This window comes from gamma proteobacterium symbiont of Lampromicra miyakona (assembly GCF_059730895.1).
Window position 1 is genome coordinate 3,479,578 of record NZ_AP035932.1, and the last position, 11,965, is coordinate 3,491,542.

General features: G+C 55.4%; 10 protein-coding genes and 2 tRNA genes. 11 read left to right on the forward strand and 1 reads right to left on the reverse strand.

Annotation, left to right across the window (positions count from 1 at the left end; all coding sequences use genetic code 11):
• Positions 1–206: 206 nt before the first annotated feature.
• Entirely contained in the window at positions 207–683 is a 477-nt protein-coding gene (gene greA / locus AC6I8P_RS16385; protein ID WP_021507709.1) for a transcription elongation factor GreA, read from the forward strand.
• A 128-nt stretch (positions 684–811) separates the two neighbouring features.
• On the opposite strand, the gene yhbY is transcribed toward greA, so the two are convergent.
• On the reverse strand, positions 812–1,105 hold the full coding sequence (gene yhbY / locus AC6I8P_RS16390; RefSeq protein ID WP_010617345.1) for a ribosome assembly RNA-binding protein YhbY: 294 nt from the start codon (positions 1,103–1,105) through the stop codon (positions 812–814).
• A gap of 126 nt (positions 1,106–1,231) precedes the next feature.
• Between yhbY and rlmE the strand changes: the two genes are divergently transcribed.
• The 10 genes from rlmE to infB all read left to right on the forward strand — a co-directional run bounded on the left by rlmE (position 1,232) and on the right by infB (position 11,929).
• Positions 1,232–1,861: a 23S rRNA (uridine(2552)-2'-O)-methyltransferase RlmE gene (rlmE, locus tag AC6I8P_RS16395; RefSeq protein WP_021507708.1), complete on the forward strand. Its 630-nt coding sequence runs from the start codon at positions 1,232–1,234 to the stop codon at positions 1,859–1,861.
• Positions 1,862–2,035: 174 nt separating this feature from the next.
• The gene (ftsH, locus tag AC6I8P_RS16400) at positions 2,036–3,964 is read left to right on the forward strand and encodes an ATP-dependent zinc metalloprotease FtsH (protein WP_021507707.1); all 1,929 of its coding nucleotides are present in this window, start codon (positions 2,036–2,038) and stop codon (positions 3,962–3,964) included.
• Between the two features lie 85 nt (positions 3,965–4,049).
• Entirely contained in the window at positions 4,050–4,883 is an 834-nt protein-coding gene (folP, locus tag AC6I8P_RS16405; RefSeq protein ID WP_021507706.1) for a dihydropteroate synthase, read from the forward strand.
• Positions 4,884–4,887: 4 nt separating this feature from the next.
• On the forward strand, positions 4,888–6,222 hold the full coding sequence (gene glmM, locus AC6I8P_RS16410) for a phosphoglucosamine mutase (RefSeq protein WP_021507705.1): 1,335 nt from the start codon (positions 4,888–4,890) through the stop codon (positions 6,220–6,222).
• Positions 6,223–6,439: 217 nt separating this feature from the next.
• Positions 6,440–6,775, forward strand: a complete 336-nt coding sequence (secG, locus tag AC6I8P_RS16415) for a preprotein translocase subunit SecG (protein WP_010617340.1) — start codon at positions 6,440–6,442, stop codon at positions 6,773–6,775.
• 46 nt (positions 6,776–6,821) lie between these two features.
• Positions 6,822–6,908, forward strand: a tRNA-Leu gene (locus AC6I8P_RS16420).
• A 59-nt stretch (positions 6,909–6,967) separates the two neighbouring features.
• A tRNA-Met gene (locus AC6I8P_RS16425) sits at positions 6,968–7,044 on the forward strand.
• 212 nt (positions 7,045–7,256) lie between these two features.
• Positions 7,257–7,709, forward strand: coding sequence for a ribosome maturation factor RimP (gene rimP, locus AC6I8P_RS16430; protein WP_031279732.1), 453 nt, complete (start codon positions 7,257–7,259; stop codon positions 7,707–7,709).
• 24 nt (positions 7,710–7,733) lie between these two features.
• A complete protein-coding gene (gene nusA, locus AC6I8P_RS16435; protein ID WP_021507703.1) occupies positions 7,734–9,221 on the forward strand; it encodes a transcription termination factor NusA in 1,488 nt (495 codons plus the stop codon).
• Between the two features lie 17 nt (positions 9,222–9,238).
• Positions 9,239–11,929: a translation initiation factor IF-2 gene (infB, locus tag AC6I8P_RS16440; RefSeq protein WP_498030784.1), complete on the forward strand. Its 2,691-nt coding sequence runs from the start codon at positions 9,239–9,241 to the stop codon at positions 11,927–11,929.
• The last annotated feature ends 36 nt before the right edge of the window (positions 11,930–11,965 follow it).

Here is an 11,965-nt window from a genome sequence, read left to right on the forward strand (position 1 = left end):
CCCGGACGGTGCAAAGTAAACAATGACCCACAGGGAACTCTGGGGTAAAATACGTATCAAAATGCAAAACCGATACCTGACCCGGAAAGCTTTCCGGGTCAGGATTCTTTTGCTTGTGAAAAGAGGTTACGCGCCGCAGAAGCCGATCTTCTGCTGTCACCGGTCAGGATGACGCCGTTAACCAGGATAGATGACGAGGAGCCAAAATGAATCAGATTCCGATGACGTTGAAAGGCGCTGAGAAGCTGCGTGAAGAGCTGAACGAACTGAAAACCGTTAAGCGTCCGCGCATCATCGCCTCTATCGCCGAAGCCCGTGAGCACGGCGATCTGAAAGAGAATGCCGAATACCACGCCGCGCGCGAAGAACAGGGGTTCTGCGAAGGGCGTATTCAGGAGATTGAAGCCAAGCTCTCTAATGCACAGGTGATTGACGTGACCGCCATGCCGAAAACCGGCCGCGTGATTTTTGGTGCCACCGTCACCGTGCTGAATGTCGATACCGATGAAGAGTTTACTTACCGGATTGTCGGTGATGACGAAGCGGACTTTAAACAGAACCTGATTTCCGTGAATTCGCCGATGGCGCGTGGTCTGGTGGGTAAAGAGGCCGATGACGTGGCTATTGTTAAAACCCCAGGCGGCGATGTGGAATATGAAGTGCTGAAAGTGGAATACATCTAAGATATTGCTACGCTTTGAAATGCGCAGCTGCATATTGTAAAGAAAGGAAAAAGGCCGCGCTGCGGCCTTTTATCCCATGCAGGAGCATGGCACTTTCTCTGCCCGTCGGACGAGCCGTAACGGTACGCTTAACGTGGCAGAGTAATTTTGCGCTCTTTGGCAGGGCGATACAGCACCAGCACGTTGCCGATGACCTGAACGTTGTTTGCCTTAGTTTCACGCACGATAGCGTCCACGATCAGCTGCTTGGTTTCACGATCTTCCGAGGCAATTTTTACCTTGATCAATTCGTGATGTTCGAGCGCCTGTTCGATCTCGGCGAGCACGCCTTCAGTCAGGCCATTGCCGCCCAGCATGACCACTGGCTTCAGTGGATGGGCAAGGCCTTTCAGGTGCTGTTTTTGTTTGGTACTCAGATTCATCGTATTTTTTGCTTACTCAGGGATTGAAAACGGTTCATTCTACCGCCATCTCGGGTATATCGCCAAATCAACGCGACCCATTGCGTGCTGATTTATCGCTACGATGACGATTTAACTGGAAATATTATGACGGGTAAAAAGCGTTCGGCCAGTTCCAGTCGCTGGCTTCAGGAACACTTTAGCGATAAATATGTGCAACAGGCACAGAAAAAAGGGTTGCGCTCGCGCGCCTGGTTTAAACTGGATGAAATTCAGCAGGGTGACAAGCTGTTCAAACCCGGTATGACCGTGGTTGACCTGGGCGCTGCGCCCGGCGGCTGGTCGCAATATGTGGTACAACAGATTGGTTCGGGTGGCCGTATTATTGCCTGCGATCTGCTGCCGATGGATCCCATCGTCGGCGTTGACTTCCTGCAGGGCGATTTTCGCGACGAAGCGGTGTTGAAAGCGTTACTGGAGCGCGTGGGCGACCAGAAAGTGCAGGTGGTGATGTCGGACATGGCGCCGAACATGAGCGGTACGCCTGCGGTCGATATCCCGCGTTCCATGTATTTAGTTGAACTGGCGTTAGAAATGTGTCGGGATGTACTGGCACCTGGCGGCAGTTTTGTAGTGAAAGTGTTTCAGGGAGATGGCTTCGATGAATACCTGCGGGAAATTCGCTCCCTGTTTACGAAAGTGAAAATTCGTAAGCCGGACGCTTCGCGATCACGTTCGCGCGAAGTGTACATTGTGGCGACAGGGCGCAAACTGTAGCCCTCCATACCGGAATCAAAGCAAGGCGAAACGGCGTTTATTCTGATGCGTAATTCTGAGTTTCAGGCTAAACAGGCAAAATCATCAGCGCCGCGATTCCAGGTATGAAGGATATATAGTACCCTACGCTGTCTGTTAACACCGTTGTAATATGAGGTTAATCCCTTGAGTGACATGGCGAAAAACCTGATTCTCTGGTTAGTCATCGCGGTCGTGCTGATGTCAGTATTCCAGAGCTTTGGGCCCAGCGAGTCGAATGGCCGTAGGGTTGATTATTCAACCTTCCTGTCGGAAGTGAACCAGGATCAGGTCCGCGAGGCACGTATTAACGGGCGTGAGATCAACGTAACCAAAAAAGACAGTAATAAATACACGACCTACATTCCTGTCAACGATCCCAAGTTACTCGATAACCTGTTGACCAAAAACGTCAAAGTTGTGGGTGAACCACCAGAAGAGCCGAGCCTGCTGGCTTCCATCTTCATCTCCTGGTTCCCGATGCTGCTACTGATTGGCGTGTGGATCTTCTTTATGCGGCAGATGCAGGGCGGCGGCGGCAAGGGCGCGATGTCCTTCGGCAAGAGCAAAGCCCGTATGCTGACCGAAGACCAGATCAAAACCACCTTTGCTGACGTTGCGGGTTGCGACGAAGCAAAAGAAGAGGTGGGTGAGCTGGTGGAATACCTGCGTGAGCCGAGCCGCTTCCAGAAGCTGGGCGGTAAAATCCCGAAAGGCGTGCTGATGGTGGGCCCTCCGGGTACCGGTAAAACGCTGCTGGCGAAAGCGATTGCCGGCGAAGCGAAAGTACCGTTCTTCACGATTTCCGGTTCTGACTTCGTAGAAATGTTTGTCGGTGTCGGTGCATCACGTGTGCGCGACATGTTCGAGCAGGCGAAGAAAGCGGCACCGTGCATCATCTTTATCGATGAGATCGATGCGGTGGGTCGTCAGCGTGGCGCCGGTTTAGGCGGTGGTCACGACGAACGTGAGCAGACGCTGAACCAGATGCTGGTTGAGATGGATGGCTTCGAAGGCAATGAAGGCATCATCGTTATCGCCGCGACTAACCGTCCGGACGTACTGGACCCGGCGCTGCTGCGTCCAGGCCGTTTTGACCGCCAGGTGGTGGTAGGTCTGCCAGACGTGCGCGGCCGTGAACAGATTCTGAAAGTGCATATGCGTCGTGTGCCGCTGGCAACCGACATTGATGCCGCGATTATCGCACGTGGTACGCCGGGCTTCTCCGGTGCGGATCTGGCGAACCTGGTCAACGAAGCGGCGCTGTTCGCTGCGCGTGGCAACAAGCGCGTGGTGTCGATGGTTGAGTTCGAGAAAGCGAAAGACAAAATCATGATGGGTGCGGAACGTCGCTCCATGGTGATGACGGAAGCGCAGAAAGAATCCACCGCGTATCACGAAGCGGGCCATGCGATTATTGGTCGCCTGGTGCCGGAACACGATCCGGTGCATAAAGTGACGATTATCCCGCGCGGCCGTGCGCTGGGTGTGACCTTCTTCCTGCCTGAAGGCGACGCGATCAGCGCCAGCCGTCAGAAGCTGGAGAGCCAGATTTCAACGCTGTACGGCGGTCGTCTGGCAGAAGAGATCATCTACGGGGCGGAACACGTTTCTACCGGTGCTTCAAACGACATCAAAGTGGCGACCAACCTGGCGCGCAACATGGTGACGCAGTGGGGCTTCTCGGAAAAACTCGGTCCGCTGCTGTATGCGGAAGAGGACGGTGAAGTGTTCCTCGGCCGTTCAGTGGCGAAAGCCAAACACATGTCGGACGAAACGGCACGCATCATCGACCAGGAAGTTAAGCACCTGATTGACAGCAACTACCAGCGTGCACGCCGTATTCTGGGTGAGAACATGGACATCCTTCACGCGATGAAAGACGCGCTGATGAAGTATGAAACCATCGACGCACCGCAGATCGACGACCTGATGGCACGCCGCGAAGTGCGTCCGCCAGCAGGCTGGGAAGATCCAGGCAGCAACAACTCTGACAGCAACGGTACGCCAAAGGCGCCACGTCCGGTTGATGAACCGCGTACGCCAAACCCAGGCAACACCATGTCAGAACAGTTCGACAAGTAACAGGCCTGTTCCTAAGCAAAAACCCCGGCTGGTCCGGGGTTTTTTACATTCCACAATCCAGTGATTCCTCAGGGAGATTTTCGCCATGAAGTTGTACGCCCGTGATACCCATCTCGATCTGTCGTTTCCCCATGTGATGGGAATTTTAAATGTCACGCCGGACTCCTTTTCTGATGGCGGAACGCACAACACGCTGGTCGACGCGCTCACGCACACCAACGAGATGGTGAATGCCGGTGCCACGATTATCGATGTGGGCGGCGAATCAACCCGTCCCGGTGCCGATGAAGTCTCAGTGGAAGAGGAACTGGCGCGGGTGATCCCGGTGGTGGAAGCCATTGCGCAGCGCTTTGAAGTGTGGATTTCGGTGGATACCTCAAAAGCAGAAGTGATCCGCGAAGCCGCGCGAGTGGGCGCTCACATCATTAACGATATCCGCTCGCTGTCCGAGCCGGGTGCGTTACAGGCCGCCGCAGATACTGGTCTGCCAGTATGCCTGATGCATATGCAGGGCGAACCGCGCACCATGCAGCAGGCACCGGAATATCAGCACATCGTAAGCGAAGTGGACGCTTACTTCGCCGCGCAGATTGCCCGCTGTGAAGCGGCCGGCATCAAAAAAGAGCGTCTGCTGCTCGACCCGGGCTTCGGTTTCGGTAAGAATCTCAGCCACAATTATGAGCTGCTGGCGCATCTCAGTGATTTTCACCATCACGGTCTGCCGCTGCTGGTGGGCATGTCGCGTAAGTCGATGATTGGCCAGCTGTTAAACGTCGGTCCGGCACAGCGTCTGACCGGCAGCCTGAGCTGCGCGGTGATCGCCGCCATGCAGGGCGCGCAGATTATTCGCGTGCATGACGTTAAAGAAACTGTCGAAGCGATGCGCATCGTCGAGGCGACACGGAGAGCAAAAGGATAAAGGCATGAGCGATCGTAAATATTTCGGTACGGATGGGATTCGCGGCAAAGTGGGTGAAGCGCCCATTACCCCGGACTTTGTGTTGAAGCTGGGTTTTGCTGCCGGCAAAGTGCTGGCCCGTTCCGGCTCGCGCAAAGTATTGATTGGTAAAGATACACGTATTTCCGGCTACATGCTGGAATCGGCGCTGGAAGCCGGTCTGGCGGCTGCCGGGCTGTCTGCGGCATTCACCGGCCCGATGCCCACGCCGGCCATTGCCTACCTGACGCGCACTTTCCGCGCCGAGGCGGGCATCGTAATCTCCGCGTCGCACAACCCGTTTGACGACAACGGCATCAAATTCTTCTCTGCCGAAGGCACCAAACTGCCGGACGACGTTGAAGCCGCCATTGAGCTGGAGCTGGAGAAGCCGCTGACCTGCGTCGAATCCGCTGAGCTGGGCCGTGCCAGCCGCATCGTCGATGCCGCCGGGCGCTACATCGAGTTCTGCAAAGGCACTTTTCCCAGCGAGTTGAGCCTGAACGGGCTGAAGATCGTGGTGGACTGTGCCAACGGCGCGACCTATCACATCGCGCCGAATGTGCTGCGTGAACTGGGTGCGAAGGTGATTGCGATTGGCGTGCAGCCGGACGGCATGAACATCAACAAAGAGTGCGGCGCTACCGATTTGCGTCAGCTGCAGCAGCGCGTGCTGGATGAAAAAGCCGATCTCGGCCTGGCCTATGACGGCGATGGCGACCGCATCATGATGGTGGATCATCTTGGACAGAAGGTAGATGGCGACCAGATTCTCTACATCATCGCGCGCGAAGCGCTGCGTCAGGGCCAACTGCGTGGCGGCGTGGTCGGCACGCTGATGAGCAACATGGGGCTGGAGCTGGCGCTGAAACAGCTGGGGATTCCGTTTACCCGTGCCAAAGTGGGCGACCGCTATGTGCTGGAAAAAATGCAGGAGAAGGGCTGGCGCATGGGCGCGGAGAACTCCGGCCACGTGATCCTGCTGGATAAAATCAGCACCGGTGACGGCATCGTAGCAAGTTTGCAAGTACTCACTGCGATTGTGCGCAACCACATGAGTCTGCACGATCTGTGCAGCGGTATGAAGATGCTGCCACAGGTGCTGGTGAATGTGCGTTTTAGCGGCAGCCACGATCCGCTGGAGAGCGACAGCGTCAAAGCGGCTGCCGCAGAGGTGGAAAAAACGCTGGCCGGGCGCGGGCGCGTGCTGTTGCGTAAATCCGGCACCGAGCCGCTGATTCGCGTGATGGTGGAAGGCGAGGATGAGGCGCAGGTGACCGAGCTGGCGCACAAAATTGCCGATGCGGTAAAAGCGGTTTAACCGCGTTACGGGCGGTCAGTTTGCTGCTTTCCGCCTGTAAAATCACCGGGATGGCGCTTTTTTCCGCAATCGCAAAACTTCGTGTAAATTGCGCTTGCAGAGGTATGCGCCTTTGGTTAGTATTCACACCCGCTTCTGATGGGTGATGACGAGACTCCCCGTCAATATTGGTTGAAGCTTTAACTGTGCGGATAACGCGCAAGGAAACAGGTTGATTATGTACGAAGCTCTGTTGGTTGTTTTCCTTATTGTAGCGATTGGCCTCGTTGGTCTGATCATGCTGCAGCAAGGCAAAGGCGCTGATATGGGAGCCTCATTCGGTGCAGGCGCTTCTGGTACGCTGTTCGGTTCAACCGGGTCTGGTAACTTCATGACTCGCATGACCGCGGTACTGGCTACGCTGTTCTTCATCATCAGTCTGATTCTGGGCAACCTGAACAGTAACAAGACTTCCAAAGGAAGCGAGTGGGAAAACCTCAGCGCGCCGGCTCAGTCTCAACAGCAGACTCAGCCAGCTAAACCGGCCACGCCGGGCAATGATATCCCGCAGTAAGATCGTCAGCGCTAAAGCGACATCGTATCGTCGCAGTCAGTGAAGTGCCGAGGTGGTGGAATTGGTAGACACGCTACCTTGAGGTGGTAGTGCCCGATTGGGCTTACGGGTTCAAGTCCCGTCCTCGGTACCAAATCTCAGTATAACTTGCATTTTTCGCAAGATCGGCGTAATATTCGCCACGTTTTCGGACGCGGGGTGGAGCAGCCTGGTAGCTCGTCGGGCTCATAACCCGAAGGTCGTCGGTTCAAATCCGGCCCCCGCAACCACTTTCCCTTAGAGTTCTTTTTCAAATATACTGTATGCATCGACGGACGCATCCGCAGTCAGTTTTGAAAAAAATTCTGCTGGATGGTGTGCCGAAGCCGCATCGCGGCATACAGGGTCCAGTCACAAAAAGCCCCGAATTTTCGGGGTTTTTTGTTATCAGGAAATCGTAACACTGGGCTTTAGGCCCTTTTTTTATGTCTTGGGGGTGGGCTTGTCCACATTAGAGCAAAAGTTGACAGAGTTGATCTCTGCTCCGGTAGAAGCGCTTGGCTACGAATTGGTCGGTATCGAGTTCATTCGTGGTCGCACATCAACCTTGCGCATCTATATTGATAGTGAAGAGGGTATCAATGTTGATGATTGCGCCGATGTTAGCCACCAGGTCAGCGCTGTAATGGATGTGGAAGATCCTATTACGGTGGCTTACAACCTTGAAGTTTCCTCACCGGGTCTCGATCGCCCTCTGTTCACCGCGGAGCACTATGCGCGTTTCGCTGGCGAAGAGGTGAGCCTGGTACTGCGTATGGCCGTGCAGAACCGCCGTAAATGGCAGGGCATCATCAAGTCTGTCGAAGGCGAGATGATCACGGTAACCGTTGAGGGTAACGATGAAGTGTTCGCGCTGAGCAACATTCAGAAAGCGAACCTGGTCCCCCACTTTTAAAAGTCCGGATTGAGGCTAACCAGGATGAACAAAGAGATCTTAGCTGTAGTAGAAGCCGTTTCTAACGAAAAAGCCCTGCCGCGTGAGAAAATCTTCGAAGCGCTGGAGAGCGCTTTGGCCACTGCGACCAAGAAGAAGTATGAGCAGGAAATCGACGTGCGCGTCAGCATTGACCGTCGCAGCGGCGATTTCGACACCTTCCGTCGCTGGGTGGTTGTAGAAGAAGTCACGCAGCCAACGCGCGAGATCACGCTGGAAGCAGCACGCTTTGAAGATGAAGCCTTCAATCTGGGCGATTATGTTGAAGATCAGATCGAATCTGTCACCTTCGACCGTATCACCACGCAGACCGCGAAACAGGTTATCGTCCAGAAAGTGCGTGAAGCCGAGCGCGCGATGGTGGTCGATCAGTTCCGCGAGCAGGAAGGCGAAATCATCACCGGCGTGGTGAAGAAAGTGAATCGCGACAACATTTCACTGGATCTCGGCAACAACGCCGAAGCGGTGATTGTGCGTGAAGACATGCTGCCGCGTGAAAACTTCCGCCCGGGTGACCGTATTCGCGGCGTGCTGTATGCCGTGCGTCCGGAAGCGCGTGGTGCGCAACTGTTCGTTACCCGCTCCAAACCGGAGATGCTGATCGAACTGTTCCGCATTGAAGTGCCGGAGATTGGCGAAGAAGTTATCGAGATCAAAGCGGCAGCGCGCGATCCGGGCTCACGCGCCAAAATTGCGGTAAAAACTAACGACAAACGTATCGATCCGGTCGGTGCCTGCGTCGGTATGCGCGGTGCGCGCGTGCAGGCGGTGTCCAGCGAACTGGGCGGCGAGCGTATTGATATCGTGCTGTGGGACGACAACCCGGCACAGTTCGTGATTAACGCCATGGCACCTGCCGATGTGGCGTCAATTGTGGTGGATGAAGACAATCACACCATGGATATCGCTGTTGAAGCCGGCAATCTGGCTCAGGCGATTGGCCGTAATGGCCAAAACGTGCGTCTGGCATCCCAGCTGAGCGGCTGGGAGCTGAACGTGATGACCGTCGATGATCTGCAGGCGAAGCATCAGGCCGAAGCCCATGCAGCGATCGATATGTTCACTAAACATCTCGACATCGACGAAGAGTTCGCCACCGTTCTGGTGGAAGAGGGCTTCTCTTCGCTGGAAGAATTGGCTTACGTGCCAATCAACGAGCTGCTGGAAATCGACGGCCTCGACGAAGAGACCATTGAAGCCCTGCGTGAACGAGCAAAAAATGCGTTAACCACCCTGGCATTAGCGAAAGAAGAGAGCCTTGGTAATCAGGAACCTGCTGAGGACCTGCTGAATCTTGAAGGCCTGGATCGTGCGCTGGCGTATCGCCTGGCGTCAAAAGGCGTTTGCACGCTGGAAGATCTCGCTGAGCAAGGTGTTGACGATCTGACAGATATTGAAGGGCTGGATGATGAGAAAGCCGGTGCGCTGATTATGGCTGCACGTAATATCTGCTGGTTCGGCGATGACGCGTAATAACAGGAAGGAACAGCATGACAGATGTAACCGTAAAATCGCTGGCCGCCGAAATTCAGACTCCGGTCGATCGCCTGGTACAGCAATTTGCTGATGCAGGGATCCGTAAGTCTGAAAACGACGCCGTATCCCAGCAAGAGAAAGAGACCTTACTGTCCCACCTGAATCGTGAGCACGGTCAGACCGGTTCAGGCAAACTGACGTTGCAGCGCAAAACGCGCAGCACCTTGAATATTCCAGGCACCGGGGGTAAAAGTAAGTCGGTGCAAATCGAAGTCCGCAAAAAGCGCACATACGTGAAAGGTGATGCCGACGCTGAGCAAGCTCAGGCGGAAGCAGAAGCCGAGGCGCAGCGTGAAGCGGAAGAGCAGGCGCGTCGCGAGGCTGAAGAACAAGCCCGTCGCGAAGCTGAACAAAAAGCGCAACGTGAAGCCGAAGAGAAAGCCAAGCGCGAAGCCGCTGACAAGGCTAAGCGTGAAGCAGCGGAAAATGAGAAAGTGACTAATCAACCTACCGACGAAATGACCAAGGCTGCGCAATCTGACAAAGCCCGTCGTGAAGCTGAAGCCGCCGAACTGAAGCGTAAAGCGGAAGAAGAAGCGCGCCGTAAGCTGGAAGAGAATGCGCGCCGCGCGGCGGAAGAAGCCCGTCGTCTGGCCGAAGAGAAAGCCGCTGAATGGGAAAAACCAGAGGAAGAAGATAAGGGCGACTACCACGTCACCACTTCAACTCATGCCCGTCAGGCAGAAGACGAAAACGATCGCGAAGTTGAAGGCGGTCGTGGTCGCACCCGCACCACCAAGGCAGCGCGTCCGGCCAAAAAGGGCAACAAGCACTCTGAAGCCAAAACTGACCGTGAAGAAGCGCGTGCTCAGGTACGCGGCGGTAAAGGTGGCAAACATCGTAAACCAAGCACGCTGCAGCAGGGCTTCAACAAACCTGCTCAGGCGGTGAACCGTGACGTCATCATTGGCGAAACCATCACCGTTGCCGAACTGGCCAACAAAATGGCGGTGAAAGGCTCGCTGGTTATTAAAGCGATGATGAAGATGGGTGCCATGGCGACCATCAACCAGGTTATCGACCAGGAAACCGCCCAGCTGGTGGCCGAAGAGATGGGTCACAAAGTGATCCTGCGCCGCGAGAACGAGCTGGAAGAAGCGGTACTGGACGATCGTGATACCGATGCTGCGCAGGAAAGCCGTGCGCCGGTCGTGACCATCATGGGTCACGTTGACCACGGTAAAACCTCGCTGCTGGACTACATCCGCTCCACCAAAGTCGCCTCTGGCGAAGCGGGCGGGATTACCCAGCACATCGGTGCGTATCACGTTGAAACCGATAACGGCATGATCACCTTCCTCGACACCCCGGGCCACGCCGCGTTTACCGCAATGCGTGCACGTGGTGCGCAAGCCACGGATATCGTTATCCTGGTGGTGGCGGCGGACGATGGCGTGATGCCACAAACCGTCGAAGCTATCCAGCACGCGAAAGCGGCCGGTGTGCCGGTGGTCGTGGCCGTGAACAAGATCGACAAGCCAGAAGCCGATCCGGATCGCGTGAAGAACGAGCTGACCCAGTACGGTATCATTCCGGAAGAGTGGGGCGGCGAGAACATGTTCGTTAACGTCTCGGCGAAAGCCGGTACCGGCATCGACGACCTGCTGAACGCAATTCTGCTGCAGGCGGAAGTACTGGAGCTGACTGCGATTCGTCAGGGTATGGCGAGCGGCGTGGTGATCGAATCGTTCCTCGACAAAGGTCGTGGTCCGGTAGCCACCGTGCTGGTGCGTGAAGGTACGCTGAACAAAGGCGATATCGTGCTGTGCGGCTTCGAATACGGCCGTGTGCGTGCGATGCGTGACGAACTGGGTCGCGAAGTGCTGGAAGCGGGTCCATCGATTCCGGTGGAAATCCTCGGTCTGTCCGGTGTGCCGGCAGCGGGTGATGAAGCGACCGTGGTGCGTGACGAGAAGAAAGCGCGTGAAGTGGCACTGTATCGTCAGGGCAAATTCCGCGAAGTCAAACTGGCGCGTCAGCAGAAGTCCAAGCTGGAAAACATGTTTGCCAACATGACCGAAGGCGAAGTGTCCGAGCTGAACATTGTCCTGAAGTCCGACGTACAGGGTTCTGTGGAAGCGATCTCCGACTCGCTGCTGAAACTCTCCACCGACGAAGTGAAGGTGAAGATTATCGGTTCTGGTGTGGGCGGTATTACCGAAACCGACGCCACCCTGGCCGCTGCGTCCAACGCGATCATCCTCGGCTTCAACGTGCGTGCTGATGCCTCTGCGCGTCGCGTGATTGACGCTGAAAACGTTGACCTGCGCTACTACTCCGTCATCTATAACCTGATTGACGAAGTGAAAGCAGCCATGAGCGGCATGCTGGCACCGGAGTTCAAACAGCAGATTATCGGTCTGGCCGAAGTCCGTGACGTGTTCAAGTCACCGAAATTTGGCGCGATTGCCGGCTGTATGGTCACCGAAGGCAACATCAAACGTCACAACCCGATCCGCGTACTGCGCGACAACGTGGTTATCTATGAAGGCGAGCTGGAATCTCTGCGTCGCTTCAAAGATGATGTCAACGAAGTGCGTAACGGCATGGAGTGTGGTATCGGCGTGAAGAACTACAACGACGTTCGCGTTGGCGACATGATCGAAGTGTTCGAAGTGATTGAAGTTAAACGCACCATCGAGTAATTGCTGGTCGATGTGATGCAATTTGGGAGGCCTCTG